18 protein-coding genes are annotated in these 23,335 nt (G+C 53.5%); 14 read left to right on the forward strand and 4 right to left on the reverse strand.

Annotation, left to right across the window (positions count from 1 at the left end):
• Positions 1-72 precede the first annotated feature (72 nt).
• From CKV68_RS08445 to CKV68_RS08465, 5 genes are all read left to right on the forward strand, one after another.
• Positions 73-4,083 (forward strand): DNA-directed RNA polymerase subunit beta', encoded by a 4,011-nt coding sequence (locus tag CKV68_RS08445; protein ID WP_014835918.1) that lies wholly within the window; start codon positions 73-75, stop codon positions 4,081-4,083.
• 163 nt (positions 4,084-4,246) lie between these two features.
• On the forward strand, positions 4,247-4,588 hold the full coding sequence (locus CKV68_RS08450; RefSeq protein ID WP_095076265.1) for a DUF4288 domain-containing protein: 342 nt from the start codon (positions 4,247-4,249) through the stop codon (positions 4,586-4,588).
• 418 nt (positions 4,589-5,006) lie between these two features.
• On the forward strand, positions 5,007-6,464 hold the full coding sequence (locus CKV68_RS08455) for a VaFE repeat-containing surface-anchored protein (protein ID WP_095076012.1): 1,458 nt from the start codon (positions 5,007-5,009) through the stop codon (positions 6,462-6,464).
• A 175-nt stretch (positions 6,465-6,639) separates the two neighbouring features.
• On the forward strand, positions 6,640-7,908 hold the full coding sequence (locus CKV68_RS08460; RefSeq protein WP_095076013.1) for a sensor histidine kinase: 1,269 nt from the start codon (positions 6,640-6,642) through the stop codon (positions 7,906-7,908).
• 14 nt (positions 7,909-7,922) lie between these two features.
• Positions 7,923-8,627 carry a response regulator gene (locus CKV68_RS08465; protein ID WP_095076014.1) on the forward strand — a complete coding sequence of 235 codons (705 nt, stop codon included), beginning with the start codon at positions 7,923-7,925 and terminating at the stop codon, positions 8,625-8,627.
• A 20-nt stretch (positions 8,628-8,647) separates the two neighbouring features.
• Here the strand turns inward: CKV68_RS08465 and CKV68_RS08470 are convergent, their stop codons facing one another.
• Positions 8,648-9,991 (reverse strand): DUF5692 family protein, encoded by a 1,344-nt coding sequence (locus CKV68_RS08470; RefSeq protein WP_095076015.1) that lies wholly within the window; start codon positions 9,989-9,991, stop codon positions 8,648-8,650.
• A 206-nt stretch (positions 9,992-10,197) separates the two neighbouring features.
• On the opposite strand from CKV68_RS08470, the gene CKV68_RS08475 reads away from it, so the two are divergent.
• Positions 10,198-11,250 carry a hypothetical protein gene (locus CKV68_RS08475; protein ID WP_095076016.1) on the forward strand — a complete coding sequence of 351 codons (1,053 nt, stop codon included), beginning with the start codon at positions 10,198-10,200 and terminating at the stop codon, positions 11,248-11,250.
• Between the two features lie 79 nt (positions 11,251-11,329).
• On the opposite strand, the gene CKV68_RS08480 is transcribed toward CKV68_RS08475, so the two are convergent.
• Positions 11,330-12,400 (reverse strand): DUF5692 family protein, encoded by a 1,071-nt coding sequence (locus CKV68_RS08480; RefSeq protein WP_231910428.1) that lies wholly within the window; start codon positions 12,398-12,400, stop codon positions 11,330-11,332.
• Between the two features lie 274 nt (positions 12,401-12,674).
• On the opposite strand from CKV68_RS08480, the gene CKV68_RS08485 reads away from it, so the two are divergent.
• The 4 genes from CKV68_RS08485 (at position 12,675) to CKV68_RS08500 (ending at position 16,245) form a co-directional block, all read left to right on the forward strand.
• Positions 12,675-13,664 (forward strand): ABC transporter ATP-binding protein, encoded by a 990-nt coding sequence (locus tag CKV68_RS08485; protein WP_095076017.1) that lies wholly within the window; start codon positions 12,675-12,677, stop codon positions 13,662-13,664.
• Positions 13,665-13,702: 38 nt separating this feature from the next.
• Positions 13,703-14,464, forward strand: a complete 762-nt coding sequence (locus CKV68_RS08490; RefSeq protein WP_095076018.1) for an ABC-2 transporter permease — start codon at positions 13,703-13,705, stop codon at positions 14,462-14,464.
• A 102-nt stretch (positions 14,465-14,566) separates the two neighbouring features.
• On the forward strand, positions 14,567-15,292 hold the full coding sequence (locus CKV68_RS08495) for a TIGR03943 family putative permease subunit (RefSeq protein ID WP_095076019.1): 726 nt from the start codon (positions 14,567-14,569) through the stop codon (positions 15,290-15,292).
• Positions 15,289-16,245 (forward strand): permease, encoded by a 957-nt coding sequence (locus CKV68_RS08500; RefSeq protein WP_095076020.1) that lies wholly within the window; start codon positions 15,289-15,291, stop codon positions 16,243-16,245. Before CKV68_RS08495 ends, CKV68_RS08500 begins: the two co-directional genes overlap by 4 nt.
• A gap of 11 nt (positions 16,246-16,256) precedes the next feature.
• On the opposite strand, the gene CKV68_RS08505 is transcribed toward CKV68_RS08500, so the two are convergent.
• Together CKV68_RS08505 and CKV68_RS08510 are read right to left on the reverse strand one after the other, a co-directional pair.
• Complete coding sequence (locus CKV68_RS08505) at positions 16,257-16,943, reverse strand: anaerobic ribonucleoside-triphosphate reductase activating protein (RefSeq protein WP_095076021.1); 687 nt, start codon at positions 16,941-16,943, stop codon at positions 16,257-16,259.
• Positions 16,909-18,705 (reverse strand): ribonucleoside triphosphate reductase, encoded by a 1,797-nt coding sequence (locus CKV68_RS08510; RefSeq protein ID WP_095076022.1) that lies wholly within the window; start codon positions 18,703-18,705, stop codon positions 16,909-16,911. The genes CKV68_RS08505 and CKV68_RS08510 overlap by 35 nt, the downstream gene beginning before the upstream one ends.
• A gap of 270 nt (positions 18,706-18,975) precedes the next feature.
• Between CKV68_RS08510 and CKV68_RS08515 the strand changes: the two genes are divergently transcribed.
• The 4 genes from CKV68_RS08515 (at position 18,976) to fusA (ending at position 23,064) form a co-directional block, all read left to right on the forward strand.
• Positions 18,976-19,359, forward strand: coding sequence for a hypothetical protein (locus tag CKV68_RS08515; RefSeq protein ID WP_095076023.1), 384 nt, complete (start codon positions 18,976-18,978; stop codon positions 19,357-19,359).
• A 447-nt stretch (positions 19,360-19,806) separates the two neighbouring features.
• On the forward strand, positions 19,807-20,178 hold the full coding sequence (gene rpsL / locus CKV68_RS08520; protein ID WP_013241191.1) for a 30S ribosomal protein S12: 372 nt from the start codon (positions 19,807-19,809) through the stop codon (positions 20,176-20,178).
• Between the two features lie 3 nt (positions 20,179-20,181).
• On the forward strand, positions 20,182-20,649 hold the full coding sequence (gene rpsG / locus CKV68_RS08525) for a 30S ribosomal protein S7 (protein WP_013241192.1): 468 nt from the start codon (positions 20,182-20,184) through the stop codon (positions 20,647-20,649).
• Positions 20,650-20,937: 288 nt separating this feature from the next.
• Complete coding sequence (gene fusA, locus CKV68_RS08530) at positions 20,938-23,064, forward strand: elongation factor G (RefSeq protein ID WP_013910786.1); 2,127 nt, start codon at positions 20,938-20,940, stop codon at positions 23,062-23,064.
• Positions 23,065-23,335 lie beyond the last annotated feature (271 nt).

The raw sequence follows: 23,335 nt of genomic DNA on the forward strand, positions 1-23,335 counted from the left end.
AGTAGGCGGAATTTAAAGCATCATCACTTTTTGAAACGATCCCCTGGGAAAACCGGGGGGAAAGGGAGTTACGTGATCGACGTCAACTTCTTCGACGAGCTCCGCATCGGCCTGGCTACCGCCGACGACATTCGTCGTTGGTCCAAAGGCGAGGTCAAGAAGCCGGAGACCATCAACTACCGCACCCTGAAGCCGGAGAAGGACGGCCTCTTCTGCGAGCGAATTTTCGGTCCAACCCGTGACTGGGAGTGTGCTTGTGGTAAGTACAAGCGCGTCCGTTATAAGGGCATCATCTGTGAGCGCTGTGGCGTTGAGGTGACCAAGTCCAAGGTTCGTCGTGAGCGCATGGGCCACATCGAGCTGGCTGCGCCTGTGACCCACATTTGGTACTTCAAGGGCGTTCCTTCTCGCCTCGGCTACCTATTGGACCTGGCTCCAAAGGACCTTGAGCGCATCATCTACTTTGCTGCCAACATCATCACTGGTGTTGACGAGGAAGCTCGCCACAGCGACCAGACCACTCTTGAGGCAGAAATGCTTTTGGAGAAGAAGGACGTTGAGGCTGACGCAGAGTCTGAGATCGCAGAGCGCGCTCAGAAGCTAGAGGAAGACCTTGCCGAGCTCGAAGCAGCAGGCGCAAAGGCTGACGCTCGCAACAAGGTGCAAAAGGCTGCAGACAAAGAGATGCAGCACATCCGCGAGCGTGCTGAGCGTGAGATCGACCGTCTTGAGGAGATCTGGCAGACCTTTATCAAGCTTGCTCCTAAGCAGATGATCATCGACGAGACCATCTATGAAGAGCTCGTTGATCGCTACGAGGATTACTTCACCGGTGGTATGGGCGCGGAGGCTATCCAAACCCTTATCCGCAACTTCGACCTCGACGCTGAGGCAGAAGAGCTGCGCGAGATCATCAACAACGGCAAGGGCCAGAAGAAGATGCGCGCTCTCAAGCGCCTCAAGGTCGTTGCTGCATTCCAGCGCTCGGGCAATGACCCAGCTGGCATGGTGCTCGACTGCATTCCGGTGATCCCGCCGGAGCTGCGCCCGATGGTTCAGCTTGATGGTGGCCGTTTTGCTACCTCCGACTTGAACGATCTCTATCGTCGCGTGATCAACCGCAACAACCGCCTCAAGCGCATGATCGATCTTGGTGCTCCCGAGATCATCGTGAATAACGAGAAGCGCATGCTGCAGGAGTCCGTCGATGCGCTATTCGACAACGGCCGTCGTGGTCGCCCCGTCACTGGTCCTGGCAACCGTCCTCTGAAGTCCCTGAGCGATCTGCTCAAGGGTAAGCAGGGTCGTTTCCGTCAGAACCTGCTGGGTAAGCGTGTCGATTACTCTGGTCGTTCCGTTATTATCGTTGGTCCACAGCTGAAGCTGCATGAGTGCGGTCTTCCTAAGCTCATGGCTCTTGAGCTCTTCAAGCCGTTTGTTATGAAGCGCCTCGTGGAAAACGATTACGCGCAGAACATCAAGTCGGCTAAGCGCATGGTTGAGCGTCAGCGCCCTGAGGTGTGGGACGTTCTGGAAGAGGCAATTTCCGAGCATCCTGTGATGCTTAACCGTGCACCTACCCTGCACCGCCTAGGTATCCAGGCCTTCGAGCCTAAGCTCGTCGAGGGTAAAGCTATCCAGCTGCACCCGCTTGCCTGTGAAGCCTTCAACGCCGACTTCGACGGTGACCAGATGGCTGTGCACTTGCCGTTGTCTGCTGAGGCGCAGGCTGAGGCTCGTATCCTCATGCTTGCTTCTAACAACATCCTCTCCCCGGCATCCGGTAAGCCACTTGCCATGCCACGTCTGGACATGGTGACCGGTCTTTATTACCTCACCATGGACAAGACTGAGGATGAGATCGGCGGACAGGGTGCATACCAGCCTGCTACCGAAACCGGACCAGCAACCGGTGTGTACTCCTCCTACGCTGAGGCTCTTATGGCTCGGGACCGTGGTGTTCTTGGTCTTCAGGCTAAGATTCAGGTGCGCATTAGCCACCTGCGTCCCCCGACTGATGTCGAGGCAGAACAGTTCCCAGAGGGCTGGGAGCAGGGGCAGACCTGGTTGGCTGATACGACCCTTGGTCGCATCATGTTCAACGAGCTCTTGCCGTGGAACTACCCATACCTTGAGGGCGTTATGGTCCGTAAGGGTGGCGGCTCCAACAAGATTCTCTTGGGCGACGTGATTAATGACCTCGCTGCGACCTACCCGATGATTACTGTCGCGCAGACGATGGACAAGATGAAGGATGCCGGTTTCTACTGGGCAACCCGAAGCGGCGTGACCATCACCATGTCTGACGTGCTCGTTCTTCCTAACAAGGAAGAGATCCTTGACCGCTATGAGGCCGAGGCTGCAAAGATCGAGCGCAAGTACTGGGAGCAGGGTGCTCTGACCGAGCGCGAGCGCTACGACCGTCTGGTTGAGCTCTGGAAGGAGGCTACCGACGAGGTTGGTAATGCCGTCGAGAAGCTCTATCCGGACGACAACCCGATTCCTATGATCGTGAAGTCCGGTGCTGCCGGTAACATGCGTCAGATCTGGACCCTGGCCGGTATGAAGGGCATGGTTGTGAACTCAAAGGGTGACTACATCACCCGACCGATTAAGACTTCCTTCCGTGAAGGTCTGTCGGTTCTTGAGTACTTCAACAACTCTCACGGTTCGCGTAAGGGCCTTGCCGATACCGCTCTGCGTACCGCTGACTCGGGTTACCTCACCCGTCGTCTGGTGGACGTCGCGCAGGACGTTATCGTCCGCGAGGACGACTGTGGCACCAAGCAGGGCATTCGTGTCCCATTGGCCGTCGAGGTTAAGGATGCTCAGGGCAACGTCACCGGTTACACCGGACACAGCCTCATCGAGACCTCTGTCGCTGGCCGTGTGGCTTCCGTCGACGTCAAGGATTCTGAAGGCAACGTCTTGGTGCCGGCTGGTGAAAACCTCACCGACCAGCTCATCGAGAAGCTCATCGCTGCGGGTATCGCAGAGGTCAAGGTTCGCTCCGTGCTTACCTGCCAGACTCCGACCGGCGTGTGCGCTAAGTGCTATGGCAAGTCCATGGCTACCGGCAAGCTCGTTGATATCGGAGAAGCAGTGGGTATTGTCGCTGCTCAGTCCATTGGTGAGCCTGGTACCCAGCTGACAATGCGTACGTTCCACCAGGGTGGTGTCGGTGGCGACATTACCGGTGGTCTGCCTCGTGTTCAGGAGCTCTTCGAGGCTCGTGTTCCTAAGAACCGTGCTCCGATTGCTTCTGTTGCAGGTACCGTCCACCTTGAGGATGAAGGCAACTTCTACACCCTCACCATCAACCCAGATGATGGGTCTGATGTTGTGGTCTACGAGAAGCTTTCTAAGCGTCAGGGTCTGGCTACCGTTCGGGTTCCTATGGAGTCCAACCCCGGTGCCATGATCGAGCGCACCTTGTCAGAGGGCGACCACGTGAACGTGGGCGATCGTCTGCTGCGTGGTCCTGCTGATCCGCATGACGTACTTGAGGTTCTTGGCCGCCGTGGTGTTGAGCAGCACCTTGTCGACGAGGTTCAGGACGTTTACCGTGCACAGGGTGTGGCTATCCATGATAAGCACATCGAGATCATCATCCGTCAGATGCTGCGTCGTGGAACCGTCATCGAGTCCGGATCGACTGAGTTCCTCCCAGGTACTCTCGTTGATCTTTCGGAGGCTAAGGCCGCTAACGCCGAGGCTATTGCCGCTGGTGGTCAACCTGCTGAGCTCCGCTCGGAGATCATGGGTATCACCAAGGCATCGCTGGCTACCGAGTCGTGGCTGTCCGCCGCGTCCTTCCAGGAGACCACACGCGTGCTTACCGACGCCGCCATCAACAAGCGGTCCGATAAGCTGATTGGTCTCAAGGAGAACGTGATCATCGGTAAGCTGATCCCGGCCGGTACCGGTATTTCCCGTTACCGCAACATCTCTGTTAAGCCGACTGAGGCAGCCCGCAATGCGGCTTACTCAATCCCGACTTATGGAGACTCCATCTATGGCGATGATGGCTACGGTGAGTTCACCGGTGCCTCCGTGCCACTGGATGAGGCCTACGACCTCTAAGCGGTCATAGTCCTAAGCTCCCTAGGAGTGGATCTAAGAAATTAGATCTCCTAGGGAGCTTTTGCTATGTAGGCGGTTTAATAAGAGATGTGGCTCGCACGTGTCGCAGGGCAGAGATGGTGACCCCTGTTTTCGTTTTCGCATTTATGGTAACGCTATGGTTATGGAACCATATGTGGGAATTGCCATATTTGAGTTGGCAGATAACAGCGAGAATCCTCGGCCAAGTTTCTTTCGTGAGGATTGGTACTTGGTCTATGCGGATAGCGACGCCGAAGCGTACTCGCGCGTAGAAACGCGCGCCAGAGAGCAAGAGACTCCTAGAGAATCCTCGGAAAATAAGGCTGTGATCTTAAGGCATATTGTCGATGTAGCTCCGGCGCTCTACGGAAAAGTTGATGAGGATACGGACTTGTATTCTCGACACTTTGCGTCGCTTGAAGATTACAAGCGTTGTGAAATGCTACTTGGAGAAAAGGATCCGCTAGCCGACGATAATTGCTAACGACGTTCATACGTGGGGGGGTAACCGAGGTGTCCGGAGAGAAGGCAATTGTCATTTAGCTAAATCTCTCGTGCTGGGATTTCCACGACGCTGTCTGAGTCTCCTTAATGTGGAAATCTTTTAGGGAAAAGTGTGATTTTTTTCAAAAGAAAAGCAGGGGTTATTACAGGGGTGAACTTTTTATTTATGCACTTAAATGGTGTTTTATAAACGTTTTCCCCTGTTGTTTTTATATAAATTTTCAACGAATAGTACGTTGTGAATCTTTGTTGTATATTCCTAGAATTAGCGTCTTGTAAGCTGGATGTGCACAGGTTCTTCAAGGCGTATTCCGTGCTTTTCCTTACTTCTGGGCAATGTTGGGTGGTTGACACTCTTGTGAAAACCTAGAAGGTCTCGGACTCACTCAGAAAGAAAAATGAAGAAGAATACCTTAAAAAGGGTGGCCGCACTTATTACGGGCATAGCGCTCTCTTTCACCTCGAGTGTTAGCGCTGGTGCTGTTGAGAATGACGAGCCATACCTTGGTTACGTGGATAGCAGCGTAGCAATCCAAAATCCTTACGGTAATGGAGCTCATCAAATCTCTCCTGTCCCGCCTCTCGTTGTGCAACCAGAGTCTGCAACGGAGGGAGAAACTGAGCTTGCGTATTGCTTTAATATGAACTCAGTCCCACCGATGCGTAAGGACGCCCAGCCATCTGACTCGGTAAACTATTACAACTCTGGTGTTGATCTCAGGTACAAGGCCAACTTTGATACTTCTCTGAAAAAATTTGCTCACCGTTGGCGAGAAGGCAGCGACCCTGACGCGGGCGTGTTAAAGGCGATCTATAATGGGTATAGCCGTGACGCGGCAGGCCTGAAGGCTGCCCTGAATCTCACAGACAATGAGTTCCGTTATGCTACTCAGCTGGCTGTGTGGTACTGGTCGGATAGCGACTGGGGTAGATACACCTACAATGCAACACAAAGCGTCGGAAAAATTGAACAGGCTTTCAAAATCCTTACCGGACAAGCAGAATCTCCGGTCGTGCTCAAAGATGTAGATCCCAAACAAGCTACTTTGGCCATCTACACTCCGTACAGCAACAAGACCCAGGCTCCGCTCGGCTTCCAAAATCTCTTGAGCGTTAAATTTGTTAACCCTCAAGATGGGACACCTGTGGAACCGGAAGTTTCGCCAGAGCCAAAGCTGAAGACGACCGCATTGGATAACGCTGATCAAGATAAGACTCTCTCTGCCAACGGTGGCACCATCGTAGACACCGTGGAATACACGGGTCTTACCCAGGGTGAAGAGTACGTGCTTCGCGGCGAGCTGATGGATAAAGACACCAAGGAATCCACGGGCATCAAGGCGGAGAAGACTTTCACTGCAGAGGCTGCCGACGGCTCCGTTGACGTTACTTTTGATGTGGATGGAAAGTTCGCAGGTAAAACGCTCGTTGTCTTTGAAAAGCTCTTCAAAAAGAATGATGAGCAGACAGTTGTGGCAAAGCATGAGGATTATGACGCTGAGTCGCAGACCGTGACGGTAGAAGAAGACGAGCCGCTAGTGGAAAAGCCTTCGGGTTTCCCGTGGTGGATCTTGCTGCCCTTGGGTGGATTGGGAATCGTGGCTGCAGCCCTAGGACTCTCCTCCAATGGTTCATCTGCTAAGAACACCGCAGAGCCAGCGCGCTTTAACGCTACTCCGCAAGGTCCAGCAAAGCCTGCAGAGGCAGAGAAGACCGAGGCTCCCGTTGCTAACGTGAACAAGACGGAGAAGAAGGTCCTCGCGCAGACAGGCGCCAACGTGTGGGTGCTTACGATTCTTGCAGCTGTATTGATTGCCGTTGGTGCGGTTCTCACGGTACGCCGTAAGCAAAACTAAAATAGAAGCTAAAACAACAGCATAAGGCTGAAACCGCAGGGGTTTGTTGCATCGTAGTGTGCGGCAGGCCCCTGTTACGTTTTTTAAAAGGCTGCTGGGGGCGTCGATAAGCTGGGATATTCATACTGTGGTCGGATGCGTGCAGGGATTTAGCTGCTCTAGGCTTTTGCTTATCATGAAATCTTTTTCTGCGCTCACAAAGCGCATGGGTACGGGCGGATGGCTCCAGGATCGCGGGTTCTGGTCGCAGTTAGTGGCGCAGAGCCTGGTGGGCGGTTTTTTCTTCCTGATCGCTGTGCAGAATACTGCTATCAAACCAGAGGCGGTGTCTCCGCGTGAGCAGATGCATCTTTCGATAGTTTTTGCTTTGTTGTGGATTGGTGGCGCAGCGCTTTTTATTGGGCTGCTTGTTCAGCGGTATCGCAGATTGTTGGGCCTGTGGATCGTGGTTTTCGCGCTACTGCTGATAGCTTGGGGAGCCCCGTTGGTGGCTCTTCTAGGGTACGCGGCTGTGTGCTATCAATCCTGGTTTATCGCTGCGTATATCCAGCGCCATAGAAGGGCGTGGATTGCAGCGCTTGTGGTCGGCAGCGTTGTCGGTCTGAGCGTGATTGCGGTGAGTAACGCCCTCGGCGGAAAAGCATTCATCGACGGTAACGCAGTGAGAGAACCTAATTTTTGGATCGGGGCAGCCTGGATTCTGGTTTTTATTGTTATTTCCATTTCTCTGTGGTGGCAAATAGGGCTTAATACCAGGCGGAAAAATCAAGCGCTGGAGGAGCTGCGTGCCAAGGCTGAGCTGGCAGCGTTAGCGGAAAGAAACCGTATCGCGCGTGAGATGCACGATATTGTGGCGCATTCTTTGGCCATAGTAATCGCGCAGTCAGATGGTGGACGATACGCGGGGAGAAAAGATCCGACGGCCGCCATTGATGCGTTGGAAACTATCTCGTCGGTGGGAAGAGACGCATTGACACAGATGCGGGAGTTGCTGACCGTATTAAGGGAAAGCACGGGCGAGGAAGACGAGAGAGACATGAACACCACGCCCGGTTTCGATGAGATAGGAAGGCTTATCGACGAAGCCCGCGCCGCCGGGTTAAGGATAGACTTTTCCGTGCGCGGTGAGTCCGTAGCAGTCGACGAATCTCGTGGACTAACGGTTTTTCGTATTATTCAAGAATCCCTGACAAACGTGCTCAAACATGCGGGGAAGACGGCGGTTAACGTTACGTTGGACTGGGGTTTGCCCAAAGACAAAATCCTGCGTATTACAGTGGACAACGCGCAAGGCGAAGCCCTTGTGAACGATACAGTCGATTCTGTGGGGCGTGGTTTGGCAGGCATCAAAGAGCGCGCTTTGCTGCATGGTGGAAAGGCGACATGGGGTGCGTCGATAAGCAATACCGGCGGCTGGCGCGTTGATGTTGAAATCCCGTTGTAAGAGGTTAAGAGGACATGATTAACGTAGGGCTTGTCGACGATCAACAGCTGGTGAGAGCCGGTTTTAGCATGGTGTTAGGCTCGCAAGATGATATTCGCATTGCGTGGGAAGCAAACAACGGCGTAGAGGCGTTGGACCGTGCGATGGCACAGCCCGTTGACGTGGTTTTGATGGATGTACAAATGCCGATCATGGATGGCATCTCAGCTACTAAAGAGCTGGTAGCGCGAGGCGCTATGGGGCCCAATGGCGAGCCGCTTCGGGTGATTATCCTGACCACTTTTGACAGCGAGAATTACGTAATGGAAGCGGTGGAAAACGGAGCTTCAGGATTCTTGCTCAAAGATACCGCGCCAGAGGATTTGCTCGACGCGGTCAGATCAGTCGGGGCACAAAGCGCAGTGATCAGTCCGGCGGCCACCGCCAAATTATTTCGAAGAATAAGGTCGGGACAGACGAACAAACAGATTGGCGACGCTAAGGATATAAACGAGGGTCTTGCAGAGCCGTTGACTCCGCGTGAGCTAGAAATTCTTGAGTTGATCGCCTTGGGAAAGTCCAACCCAGAGATTGCTTCGCAACTGTTTATCTCTTTGCCCACGGTAAAAACACACGTGGGGAGAGTCTTGACCAAAACCGGTTCCCGTGACCGAGTCCATGCAGTGCTTTTTGCCTTTAAACGTGGGTTAGTTACCCAGGATGCGCTTTTAGGTAACTGACCCACGACGAAGAAACCAATCTAGCCGTGCACATCCCAGGTGGTGTCGGAAGGAATCTTCTTGGCGGCGAGCGCTGGATCAGCCGAAAGTGGGGTGCGCGGCTTAGGGTATCGCTTATCGCTGCGCCACCACGGCATCGTTCCTACGTAGCCATCTGGCGGTGGGGTGGAGCACTTAGGTGCAAAACCTAACTCTTCAGGAGTTTCTTTAATCATGTCGGTGACAAAATACTTGTCGGCATCATCGGCATGCTCTCGCATGATGGTGCGGAACTCTTTGAGCTCTGGGTACAAAGGATCGCGCAATGGGTTTCGCTTGGTGGTGCGGATTTTGTACAACCAATAGAAGAAGAGACCCACGTTGAAAAGGAAAGCAGCCCACGCACACACAGCATTTGCCACGGGGTTCATCGTGGAGAAGTTGGTGATGCTGCTCGGCGGAACCAAGAACTCTGGTAGAAGGTTATTCGCGGCGATCCAGAACATCAACGTAAAGCAACGGAACCAGATCCACTGACCCTTTGCCCAGGTAAACGCGGGTATGGTGCAGGCTAAAAGCAATGCAAGGGTGCAGTACCATGTGTAGTCGGCAAGCGCATTGTATAAGAATGCATGGTTCCAAAGATCATAAGCAATGACCCAGGGCCACACCATGTCTACCCAGATGAGTCCGCGTACTTTGCGCTCCTTGTTGGACGTAACAAATATCTTTCCTAATCCCGTGATTGTGACAATGTTGAGCACGCCCGCGGCGGCGGTGAGCAGATTCCAATACCCGCCGATAGTTCGGAACCCGGTGGCTGGGTCTATTCCTACACCAGATGCGCGGAAATTAGCGGCTACTGCGGAATACCATTCGGGGCTTCCGACGGGCGCTGTAACGCCACGGGTTTCCGGTAGCCCGTTAATCATGTCAATGCCTACATGCGCATCGTTGATGGACTTCAAGCAGGCGGGATCGGTGGCGCACTGCAGATATTTGTCTGATTCAAAGAAAATCGTGACATCGCGGATGTTTGCTTCCATGATGTTCACCGCGAGCCCAATCCAGAGTGCCACGCCAAACCATATGGCGTAGCGATGCGCTTTGACCGGGTTTCGCTTTCCGTACCACAGAAGAAAACCCGTCATCGTCGCTGTGGCAACCATAATCACGTATTTGCCAAAGGGGAACCAGCCGACCATAGGAGTGCCGTGTAGTGCGGCATAAGGCATTAGGGCGAGGCCGCCGAACGTCCAAAGGAAAAATATTGTCCAATTCCAGCGGCGATTAATTTCTGAGATAGCTACTTGGGCAACAAAAACTACAACCCAAGTGATGTAAACAAGAGGGGTGCCTATCTCCCAGAGAAAGAGCGAATGCATTGCTCATGCCTCCAATTGTGGGATGTAACTAGTTTTTAACCCTACCACCGCAGGTTATCGCGGTGATAGAATGAGGTTATTAACACACGGGCACGCATGAAGGGGCGTTGCGCGATAGGTAGTTGATGCATGTGCCCTTGGCCCGCTACGGGAGCACATCTCCGTGTTCCTGCAAACGTTGACTAGCTAAGGCGGTTGAACACACCATGGGGAAGAAAAAATCTCAGAGCATTGGCGCGCGTGCAGCATGGGGGATAGGCGCATTGAGTGCGACAACGATTGGGGGAATGTATGCGTTTAGCCAGCTCAGTGGCAAAGCAACCCCGGAAGAGCAAGCATGGACATATCCTGGCGATGACCTTATTGATGCCAACTATGACAATGGCTATTCTTCTACCTACGCTATCGACATCGACGCGCCGGCGTATGCCGTATGGCGGATATTGAAGCAGTTAGGTGCCAATAAAACAGGTTCGTTTTCTTCAGAGTGGCTTGAGCGTACTTTTGCTCGGCTACCGTTCTACAACAGCTATGAAATACAGGAAGAATTCCAGCAGCCAGACTCAATGGTGCCAGGCGATATTGCAGCCTTTGATTATCAGGGGATGTCCATGGAATGGGCTGATGTTGTTCCTGGTAAATACCTCGTTCAGTGGGTTGACACTAAAAATCCGCCAGCTGCCCCAGGATCCTATGCCTTCCGGTACCCATCTATGGATCATTTTGCTGCGGCATGGTGTTTCTACATGATCCCGCTTAAAGATGAGCGTACTCGGTTGATCAACCACTGGCGTATTGGATATGAACCGAATGCTCCGTTGCCCACAGCGATCAACTGGGTAAATATTGAGCTCATCGGTGGTTGCATGACGCGTCTGCAAAACATCTATATTAAGCGTGTTGCGGAGTTCCGAAAGAAGCAGCAGCATATTGGAAAATTCATGCGCGGTACTCTGGGTGGACGATACTTTGGATCAAAGGTGCCTGCCGGTCGGTGGGATGGAACCCCACTGTTTGAAGATACTTACACGCAATGGTTCCAGTATGGACGCAGCTGCCCGGCAGTTGCGGAGATTCGTCCACCAAAGACCGATGACCCCGCATGGCCTCCTGTTGGGCCCGGAACCCCCTGGTCAGAGATAATTGATCCGGATTACTTTACGGATTGGGAAGAACCAAAGTTCTCGTGGGAAGAACAAATAAGGCAAAAGAAAGAACGCACATACCTTAAAGGATGGGGGAAGAAGGTAGAAAGGTAGAGCCTAGCGTTTTTGCCGAATTATATTGCGCACAATACTAATATTGTGCGCAATATAGGCAATGAATCAGTGTGGTTACTCAGTGTGGGGATAAGGTTTTCTCTTTGCTATTGCGCACAATAGAATCTCTGTAGCCTAAGAGCTCTGGAGTGGATCCCAGTCTGGCGGCTATACGATCTTGATCTTCGGGAGTGGCATGCGTACGTATGAGCGCAGTGGATTCTTTACTCTCAGGATAGACCTCTTGAACAAGTGGATTCCTGCGATATCGCATGACCTTGTACACGTGGTAGCCAAAGACTGCGATGTTGAGTGCGAGGGACAGCGCAGCCAGAATGAAAAGGGCTGTGGGATTGTGCGCTGAGCGATGTGCAAAGACCGAGCTCTCCGTAAAAGCTGGGAACGTTAGCACAACGGCAGACCATAGGGTGAGGGTGTAGGCACGGAATTGAATCCACGAGCCTCGGCCAAACTTGAAGAACACGGGAATTGTGCACGACAGTAAGAGAGCAACTCCGGAATACCAAGCGCGGTCTGTGAGGCAGTTGTAGCAGTAGGAGAGGTTCCAGACGTCGTAAGCAATGATCCAGCCAAGTGTGAGGTCGCCCCAGATAATTGCGCGAGATTTACCTTTAGCCACAAAGATGCCAACCCAGCCGGATATGGCTAAGAGGTTGAGGATTCCCGCAATGCCATTCATGATGTTCCAGGGGCCGCCCCATATGGCCATGTGTTGGTTCGGGTCAAAGCCGTGGATGCCATAGGCCTGAAAATCTCGAACAACTGCTTCCAGGATGTTGATAGCTAAGATCGCCGGAGGGATGGTGAGGTACCAGTAGTTGTGTCGTAGCTTTTTGATATATTGCAAGGCTACTAGGCAGAGGGATCCTGCCAAGGCTGAATATTGCTTTACGATGGCAAACCATCCCGAGGATGCGGTTCCTTCGGTAGAGTGCGGCCACCACAATAGTGTGAGCAATAATGGTGCGACTATAAAGACTAAGAGAACTACCCATTTATTTCTCTGGGCTAGCCAAGCGGTGATAGCAAGCGCAGCTGTGACAATGATGAGCATTGCATAGTCCCACCAGTCGCCACGCTCGAAGAAAAATAGCGTTGGATAGTCGGGCGCGGGGATACTCGGTAGCATGATAAACCTTTCCGGTGTGTTTCCTCGGATACCCGGCTGTGCCACGAACTTTCCCAGACCATTCGCTTGAGTCGGGTCTATATGTCCAGCTTATGACGTTGGTGGTTGGGAATGTTGTGACGTTGGACTCGGTAAAACAGCATTTCGAGATTGCTATTGCGCGCAATACTAATTATAGGTAATTAGGTGGACTGTACTTATGCGTTGTCATACCTAGGGGTGACATAAAAGATCGGCCCCCAGCAGGATTACAACAATTGAGAAATCGCGGATTATGGGAAGCATGATCACAGTTCGACATCTAAGCAAGAAGTATGGTTCCAAGACCGCTATCGCTGATCTGAGTTTCACCGTTCCGGATGGGACAGTGACTGGATTCCTCGGACCAAACGGTTCTGGTAAATCCACAACAATGCGATGCATACTTGGCTTGGATGCACCTACGGAAGGCAGTGTCGAGTTTTCCACTGATGACTACACCGGAGCGTTTGCGGATGTAAAAAACAAATCCACAATGGCTGGGGCAATCCTTGATGCAAATTGGTTTAACCCCGCCCGATCTGGACGTAACCACCTCCGGGTGCTTGCGCGAGGTGCAGGTATCTCTGATAACCGGGTAGAAGAGTGCCTGGATATTGTAGGACTGCAAAAGGCCGCTAAAGGAAAAATCGGTGGTTACTCCCTAGGCATGAAACAGCGCATCGGTGTGGCTGCAGCTTTGTTGGGGGATCCACAGCACCTCATCCTTGACGAGCCCGTCAACGGTCTTGATCCGGAAGGTGTGAGCTGGATGCGCACCACGATTCGTAGCCTTGCCGCTGAGGGACGAAGCGTCTTGGTCTCTTCCCATTTGCTCTCGGAGATGCAATTAACCGCAGACCGGTTGGTTGTGATTGGGCGAGGAAAGATGATTGGTGAGTATTCCCTTGAAGAATTCCTGGCGGATGGCACTCGCGTGGAGGTAGAAACACCGCACGCTGCTGAGCTTGCGGCGGAGTTACAGAACAAAGGGTTTGACATTGTCAACCTGCACAACACTGTGGGATTTAGTGTCAGCGTAGATAAAAACACAGACGAACAAGCTGTGCGCATGGCCGTGGCTATGACTGCCCTGGATGCCCGTCTGCCTGTGTACGGCTTAAGCACTAAGCAAGACAATTTGGAGCAAAGGTTCCTCGCAGCCACCGCTGAATCCCAGGAATACCGCACTAAGCAGGCCGTCGATAGTGCCGTGGAAGACACGGCTTCGAGCGCTACTCATTAATAGTTTTGCCCATAGGAATGAAAAGGATAAGCAACCACATGATAAATGTTTTGCGCTCAGAAGCCACCAAACTGTTGACTCTACGAAGCACCTGGATATGGGCGATTCTTCTTACCGGCTCGCTGTATGGTCCTGCCGTGCTTATAGGCCTATTTAGTGCCGAAGACTCAGAAGTTAACTGGGCGTTTGCCCTTCCAGGCGCGATGATCTTTGCAATGCTGTCTATATCGTTTGCTGCTTCGGCCGTAGCCGGCGAGTTCAATGATCACATGCATGCCCAGGCTTTCTTGACACAACCGCGCCGTAGCCTGTGGCTTAGCGCAAGGGCGTTGGTGGTATCAGGATTTCTTCTGCTTAATTATCTGATAGGTGTGGGCCTTGTTTATGTAGCACTTCTTGTGGCTCCTAGGGTTACGTTGCTCAACGAGGAAGCATTAGTGATCCTGCGAGACGGCGTGCTCTTTTTAGTGTTTAGCTTCATCGCGATGGGCTTAGCTGCGCTGACGCGTAGTCGAGTAGCAGCTATGGCAATACCACTTGCTTGGTTCTTGGTTATCGAGCGCCTTCTAGGCGTAGCTGCGGCAAAGAGCGACGCTTTTGTTCTGCTGTGGTTGGTATCCCCCGGAGAGCGTGTCAGTCAGCTGACTAAATATGGAAAAGAAAACGCTGAGTTCTTCTCTTCCGGATGGAACTTCGCTGAGGTGCAGCCGTTGGCATACAACATAGGCCTTATTGCGGCGTGGATCGTTGTACCACTAGCTATTGGGTTGTGGGTCAACGCTAAACGAGATGTTCGCTAGCAAAATTAGCTGGGAGGAGTGTGAGGGTGCAGTCCGTGCCACCAACCGATAAAGTCAGGGAAGGACTTGCCAGGTTGGAAGAAAGGCTGCACCCTCTAATACATGAATATTGGGCAGTCACACACAGAATCCACCAAGGGCGTTGCCGTTGGTGCTTTTGTGATTGCAGCTCTCGGAGTGCTGCTGCTTGTGGAGTCAATAACAGGCGGCATCAACAACTACCTCCAACCAGCTTTTCGGCCCTGGACAGCACTGAGCGGGGTGCTGTTGATAGGGCTTGGCGGGTGGAGCACATACAGCGCCCGCCGGTATCCGTGTTCGTATTCTCCGATGCGCGCTACCTCCTGGCTGCTATTAGTCCCCGTGCTGCTCGTAGCGCTTTGTGCTCCGACTGCGTTGGGGGCGGCGTCGTTACGCTATACCGCGGAAAGCAGTGGTGCGACGGCACGGAAAAACTCCTTAGACGATCTTCCAATGGAACCGCTGCGTAGTTATGGGACCAACGAGCTCACTATGGAAGAGCTCACGGCCCGGTTTTTACGCTCGGACAGCACATCGATGATGGGAAAGACCGTGGCTGTGACGGGATTCGCCTCGCGTTCGGTAGACGGCACATGGCGACTTAGTCGCTATAAGATTTTTTGTTGCGCCGCGGACGCTATGGCCTACACCGCGTCGCTGGACGGGGACGCAGAACTCATAGAGGACAACTGGTATGAGATCACAGCGGAAGTCGTACCCCACTCGGAGAAATTCAATCCACAGTTTCCGGTGCTCAAGATAGACCACGCCACCCAGATCCCGCAGCCGGAGAAGCCCTACTTATGAGACATAGAGTTGGCCAGTACGGCGCGATCGTTTCTCTCATGATTCTCAGTGCATTGCTCATCTTTGGGCCGCTGATTCAGCTTTATGGGTTCGCGGAGGCATGGGCGCAGATAAGCATCGCAATTGTGCTGCAAGCAACACCTTTTTTGATCCTCGGCGTCATCATTTCAGGATTCATCGAGGTCTTTGTGCCCGAGGCCGCTTTTCGACGCCTACCGCGCTCTCAACGCCTCGCCGTCCCCACGGCCGCAGCCTCTGGAATGCTGCTTCCTGCCTGCGAATGTGCATCGGTGCCAATTACCCAGTCGCTTGTACGCAGGGGAGTGCCTCCTGCCGCGGCCCTTGCCTTCCTCCTCGCCAGCCCCGCGATTAATCCGGTGGTGCTGGTCTCCACTGCGGTTGCTTTTGGCGGAGACACACGTATGGTGATCGCCAGATTTGTGGCTTCTCTGAGCGCGGCAGTGCTGGTGGGCTGGATCTGGATGAGTGGGAGCATCGACGTGCCTGATGGAGAAGGCCACTCCCACCAGCATCATGCACCCAATAAATGGGAAAGACTGAGAGAATCTTTTCTCCACGATCTCCTCAACGCCGGCGGTTATCTTGTGCTTGGGGCATTGCTCGCCGGGTTGCTTAAACTCATCGTTCCACGGGAATGGTTCCTGATCCTTGGCGATAGGCCAGTTTTAGCCTGCCTGGCTATGGCAGCCTTGGCTGTGCTCCTAGCATTGTGCTCAGAGGCGGATGCTTTTATCGCCGCTTCTTTCACCATGATGCCGCCCACGGCCCAACTCGTGTTTTTAGTGGTCGGACCGATGGTGGACGTCAAACTCATAGCGATGCAACGTGGGGCGTGGGGCACGGGATTTGTTGTGCGCTTTGTCCCACTCACCTTTGTGGTTGCACTGCTCACCGCGATAGGGGTCGGCGCACTGGTGTTTGGGGATCTTTAAGCGTGGACTTTCTACTCGGAATGACCTGGTGCCCAGGGGCTTCCGTCGGCAGCCCGCGCATGCTGAATAACAAGCTCTGCAGAAGTCTCCAGGCTGCGGGCAGCAACCAAGGAACGTAGTTCGTCGAGATTCTGCTCAATAACAGAGCCTTTCCACAGTGTGGTGCGCAGCGTCACCGCCACCCCGGCGGTCTGCAGAATCCGCAGCGATTCCCACACAGACACTGCTACACGGGGCGAACACCCCGTGACCTCCTGCATATGCCGGGGCAAAGCCTTGATATCCAGCCCAACCCAATCCGGAGTAGTGGCAGGGTCCCTCACCAGCTCAGCAATACGACGCGGCGCATAACCACACGTGTGAATCCCCACGGGGAACCCGATGCCATGGATAGCGGCTATCGCATCTGCTAGGCCGTGGACGGACGTCGGCTCGCCACCTGAGATCACGGCGGCGTCGATAAGCCTATGCCGAGAATCCAAAAGGGAGAGAAACTCTGCAAGCGAGTGCGCGCCGGGAGTAAAGGCCTGCAACTGCGGATTATGGCAATACACACAGCGTAGGGGGCACCCCTGGGTGAAGGCTGTTGCAGTGAGTTTCCCCGGCCAATCCGTCGCGGAGAAGGGAATGATCCCCGCGATCGGCAGCTGGGCAGTCGCTGTATTAGGCAAGGGCTTCCGCAAAGTAGGTGCGCTCATGGAACTCGCCCTTCTTTCCGGTATTAAAGCTCTGAACAGGGCGGAAGTAACCCATCACTCGGGTCCACATCTCAGTTTTTTCTCCACAATCGGGACATTCTGGGTGCTCGCCGGAAATATAACCGTGGGTGGGACAAATGGAGAATGTGGGAGTGATCGTGACATAAGGGAGACGGAAGTTTTCCAATGAACGTCGGACAAGCTTTGCGCAAGCCTCCCCATCGCTCATAGCCGCCCCCATGTAAAGGTGGAGCACGGTCCCGCCGGTGTATTTGGATTGCAGATCTTCCTGGAGTGCAAGCGCCTCAAAGGGATCTGGGGTATGAGATACCGGCAGCTGGGAAGAATTGGTGTAATAGGGTTCTTCATCCGTACCAGCGTGAAGAATACCGGGGTAGCGCTTAATATCCTCCTTGGCCAGCCTGTAGGTGGCGCCCTCGGCCGGGGTGGCCTCAAGATTAAACAGGTGACCTGTGCGTTCTTGAGCCTTGACTAGCAGATCGTTGATGTGATCAAGCAGGCGAGCCACCTGGGCATGGCCCTGAGGATCGGTGAGGTCGTAGGCGTCGTGGGTGAAATTACGGATCATCTCATTGCAGCCGTTAACTCCGATCGTGGAGAAATGATTGTCCAAGCTCGGCAGCCACCGGGAGCTATAGGGATAAAGGCCCGCGTCCATTTGCTTAGCCACAAAGGCCCGGCGGCGTTCGAGGGTATCTATGCCGAGATCAACAAGCTTTTCGACGCTTGCCAGCAGGCCTTTCTCATCATCAGCATGGAGATACCCCAAGCGGGCACAGTTGAGAGTGACCACGCCGATGGAACCGGTCAACTCCGCCGAGCCAAAGAGTCCATTACCGCGTTTGAGCAGTTCGCGGAGGTCCAGTTGCAAGCGGCAGCACATGGAGCGAATCATGCCGGGGTCAAGGTCGGAGTTAATAAAGTTTTGGAAATAGGGCAGTCCATATTTCGCGGTCATGGTGAAGAGAGCTTTGGAATTCGACGAATCCCAGTCGAAATCCTTGGTGATGTTGTATGTGGGGATGGGGAAAGTGAAGGGGCGTCCGTCTGCGTCGCCCGCGCTCATGACCTCAATGAATGCGCGATTGATGATGTCCATCTCTGCTTGCAGTTCGCCATACGTAAACGCCTGTAGTTCCTCGCCGATGAATGGAACCTGGTCCTGCAAATCCTCGGGGCAGGTCCAATCGAAAGTGAGGTTGGTGAATGGTGTCTGTGTGCCCCAGCGCGAGGGGACATTGAGATTGAAAATGAACTCCTGCATTTGTTGGAGGACATCGTCGTAGCTGAGGTTATCCAAGCGGACAAAGGGGGCCATGTATGTGTCAAAAGAGCTGAATGCTTGTGCTCCGGCCCACTCGTTTTGCAAGGTGCCAAGGAAATTGACTATCTGCCCGCATGCGGAAGAGAAATGCTTGGGGGGATGTGAGGAGATTGTGCCTGAAACACCGTTGAATCCCTGTTCCAGAAGCTGGCGCAAAGACCAGCCTGCGCAATAGCCGGAAAGCATATCCAGATCATGAATGTGGATGGTGCCATCGCGATGCGCCTGTCCGGCTTCTGGGGTGAAGACATTATCCAACCAGTAATTGGCGGTGATTTTTCCCGCTGAATTGAGGATCATTCCGCCGAGGGAATAGTCCTGGTTTGCGTTGGCATTGACGCGCCAGTCCGATCGATCGAGGTATTCCTCGATAGTGGAACGGGAATTAACATGGGATTCGCTCATAGGAAATAACATAGGCGGAATTATTCCTTTGTAACTACAGCATATAGTTGTTGAAGTGTCATCAATTACTAGATGTTGTGGTGGGGCTGTAGCTCGCCTTGCGGAAACGCTGGTGCATCTTGTGGGGGTGATATTTGTCGTTCACTTCACGACTTTTGGTCATTTGTGAGTTGTATTACTTTATTGTTTGTGGCGGTGGGAGTTTCATGGCGTGGGGTGACACTCTTGGCGTCGCTGCGGGTAGTCTCGGCGACTGCAATAGAAAATGATGAAGGAATGAATATGTCTTACAACTCTTATGTGGCAGTCGAGGACTGGATTCTTGATGACCTTCGTATCAAGGATGATGATCTGGTGGAGGCTCTGTATGCGGGCAATCATGGGGAGCTTTTTGATGTTGCTGCCGCTTGGATGGATGTTCAGGAATTGCTGCATTCGGTAGGGCTGAGTACTGCCGCGGTTGACGGGGAAGAAATTATTGTGGGAGACCCGATGGTGGGAATTGTTGCTCCGCAGCGTGTAGAAAAAGTGCTGTCGGATCTCTCTTCTGTGGATGATGTCGCGGTGCAAGAAGCTGACCTGGGGGACGTTATTCGTTCCTTTACTGATTTTTATGAGCGTGCGCGCTCTTCCGGGCTGGGAGTTGTGGTCCTGGCTGGGGAGTAAGGGGAGTAAGGGGAGAGTCTGCGGCAAAAATGTTGTTTTTGAGAACGTTAGAAGGTCTCTCTTGGGCTTTTTCTGGTGGAGGGATGGCTAGAGTTCTCAAAAACGACAACGCTGTGGTGGTCGGTTTGCCGTGTTGCGCATTTTTAGGCCTTGGGCTTGCTTGTGTGGGGTGGATGCTGTAGGTTGTGTGCTAGTCCCACGTGTTTGATGGTGGGAGCCTGACGTTTTGCCTGGTTGGTGCCGGGGCGTGATTCTTTAAGAGAATGCGCACCAGTCCACAGTGGATTGAAGCGTTGTGGTAAATGCGGAAGCGGCCCCGGAAAAGAGCCCCTTTTTTGGTTTGTCTAGGGTCTTTTAAGATCTATTCCGCACTAGCCAGGCACATGAAGCGATAACTTCTTCGAGGTTTTCAGCTTCGAAGAAAAGTACCGATTGAGAAAGACGGCTATGCCTACTATTCAGCAGCTGGTCCGCAAGGGCCGCCACGATAAGACTGCAAAGGTTTCCACTGCAGCCCTGAAGGGCTCCCCGCAGCGTCGTGGCGTGTGCACCCGTGTGTACACCACTACCCCTAAGAAGCCGAACTCCGCTCTGCGTAAGGTTGCTCGTGTGCGCCTTACCTCCGGCATTGAGGTTTCCGCTTACATCCCAGGTGAGGGCCACAACCTCCAGGAGCACTCCATGGTGCTCGTTCGTGGTGGTCGTGTGAAGGACCTTCCGGGTGTTCGCTACAAGATCATCCGTGGCGCACTGGATACCCAGGGCGTGAAGGATCGTAAGCAGGCTCGCTCCCGCTACGGCGCAAAGAAGGAGAAGTAATCAATGCGTAAGAATGCAGCTCCCAAGCGTCCTATCGTTAAAGATCCAGTTTTCGGCTCTGAGGTTGTTACCCAGCTGGTAAACAAGGTTCTGCTGGACGGCAAGAAGTCCACCGCTGAGCGTATCGTTTACGGCGCACTGGACATCTGCAAGGAAAAGACCGGTACTGATCCTGTTCTTACCCTTGAGAAGGCTCTTGGCAACATCAAGCCTGACCTTGAGGTTCGTTCCCGCCGTGTCGGTGGCGCTACCTACCAGGTTCCTGTTGAGGTTCGCCCAGGTCGTGCAAACACCCTGGCTCTGCGTTGGTTGGTTACTTTCACCCGTCAGCGTCGCGAGAACACCATGATCGAGCGTCTCGCTAACGAGATTCTTGATGCAGCGAACGGCCTGGGCGCTTCTGTGAAGCGTCGCGAGGACACCCACAAGATGGCTGAGGCTAACCGCGCCTTCGCCCACTACCGCTGGTAATTCGTATGCGTATTGTGACCCGACTGGGACGGCTCAGAGTTTTCACCCTCGTTGCGCACGTGTAAAACCACGGCGACAAGGAGATGTGAGAAACTGCGCGCTACCAGTTGGGTCACTTTTCCATAGGAAAGATCTCGTAAACTTTCACGTTTTGTTGGAACTCGGCTGAGAAATCAACGAGTTTTTGGCAGAATAAACACGAACTATCCGTGCAGTGAGTGCGTCTTCCTACAGCGTTCATCGCTTTAGGGTGAAAGACCACTCCGGCTACATAAGTTAGGGACAACTGTGGCACAAGAAGTGCTTAAGGACTTGAACAAGGTCCGCAACATCGGCATCATGGCCCACATTGACGCCGGTAAGACCACCACCACCGAGCGTATCCTCTTCTACACCGGCATCAACCGTAAGGTCGGCGAGACCCACGATGGTGCTTCCACCACTGACTGGATGGAGCAGGAGAAAGAACGCGGCATCACCATTACCTCCGCTGCTGTTACCTGTTTCTGGAACGGCAACCAGGTCAACATCATCGATACCCCAGGCCACGTGGACTTCACCGTTGAGGTTGAGCGCTCCCTTCGCGTTCTCGACGGCGCAGTTGCAGTGTTCGACGGTAAAGAGGGCGTTGAGCCTCAGTCCGAGCAGGTGTGGCGTCAGGCTGCTAAGTATGACGTTCCTCGTATCTGCTTTGTGAACAAGATGGACAAGCTCGGTGCAGACTTCTACTTCACCGTTCAGACCATCATCGATCGCCTCGGTGCTAAGCCATTGGTCATGCAGCTGCCTATCGGCGCTGAAGATGACTTCGATGGCGTTGTTGACCTTCTTGAGATGAAGGCCATCACGTGGCGCGGCAAGGTCGAGACCGGTGCTGAGCCGGTTATCGAGGAGATCCCAGCTGACTTGGCTGACAAGGCTGCTGAATACCGCGAGAAGCTCGTTGAGACCGTTGCTGAGTCCGACGAAGCTCTTATGGAGAAGTACTTCGGTGGCGAGGAACTCACCATCGAAGAGCTCAAGGCCGGTATCCGTAAGCTGACCGTTAACTCTGAGATCTACCCAGTTCTTTGTGGTACCGCTTACCGCAACAAGGGTGTTCAGCCACTGCTCGACGCTGTTATCGATTACCTCCCGACTCCATTGGACATCGGAGAGGTTCACGGACACAAGGTTGGCGACGAGTCTGTGGACTTGGTGCGTAAGCCTTCCGTTGACGAGCCTTTCTCGGCTCTTGCATTCAAGATCGCAGCTCACCCATTCTTTGGTAAGCTCACCTTCGTTCGCGTTTACTCCGGTATTGTTGAGCCTGGTGCTCAGGTTGCCAACTCCACCAAGGGTAAGAACGAGCGCATTGGTAAGCTGTTCCAGATGCACGCCAACAAGGAAAACCCTGTTGACGAGGCACGCGCTGGTAACATCTACGCGTTCATCGGCCTGAAGGACACCACCACTGGTGATACCCTCTGCGATAAGAACGACCAGATCATCCTTGAGTCCATGGACTTCCCGGACCCAGTGATCAAGGTTTCCATCGAGCCAAAGACTAAGTCTGACCAGGAGAAGCTTGGTACCGCTATTCAGAAGCTTTCTGAAGAGGACCCAACCTTCACCGTTGAGCTCGACGAAGAGTCCGGCCAGACCGTTATCGGCGGCATGGGCGAGCTCCACCTCGACGTTCTTGTTGACCGCATGAAGCGCGAATTCAAGGTCGAAGCTAACGTTGGTAACCCGCAGGTTGCATACCGCGAGACCATCCGTAAGACCGTCGAGAAGCTTGAGTACACCCACAAGAAGCAGACTGGTGGTTCCGGTCAGTTCGCTAAGGTCATCATCGGCATCGAGCCTTACGCTCCTGAGGTGGAGACCTTGGAAGAGGGCGAGTCCGCAATCTACAAGTTCGAGAACGCCGTTACCGGTGGCCGCATCCCGAAGGAATACATCCCTTCCGTGGACGCAGGTATCCAGGATGCAATGCAGTACGGTTACCTCGCTGGCTTCCCGCTGGTCAACATCAAGGCAACGCTTATCGACGGCGCATACCACGAGGTTGACTCCTCTGAAATGGCCTTCAAGCTTGCTGGTTCTCAGGCTCTTAAAGAGGCTGTTGCAAAGGCAAAGCCCGTTCTTCTCGAGCCTTTGATGGCTGTTGAGGTTATTACTCCTGAGGAGTACATGGGCGACGTTATCGGCGACATCAACTCTCGCCGTGGCCAGGTCTCCGCAATGGATGACCGTGCTGGTGCCAAGGTCGTCAAGGCAAAGGTTCCACTGTCCGAGATGTTCGGTTACGTTGGTGACCTGCGCTCTCGCACCCAGGGCCGCGCTAACTACACCATGATCTTCGATTCCTACGCAGAGGTTCCGACCAACGTAGCAACCGAGATCGTTGCTGAGCGCAACGGCACTGCCTAAGCGTTAAGCCCTCTCGTACTATGTCCTTTTCCCTCCTGTGCTGGTGGGGAAAGGGGCGGTACGAAAGGGGTAGCGGCTCGTTGAGTATTTCCACCTGCGGAATGCTGAGCCGGCCGTTACCCTGTAAGATCCATCTGGATCCTTCGGTGGTTTGATAAAAACACCGTGTGACCCTAGGATCATGTAACTGGCACATTAGTAAATAGCTGTACTGCCAGACTGCCGAATTAGCGGTCAGAATGTACAGCAACTGTCAACTCGTGGCTGCGAA

Source organism: Corynebacterium ulcerans, from assembly GCF_900187135.1.
Classification (GTDB): Bacteria; Actinomycetota; Actinomycetes; order Mycobacteriales; family Mycobacteriaceae; genus Corynebacterium; species Corynebacterium ulcerans.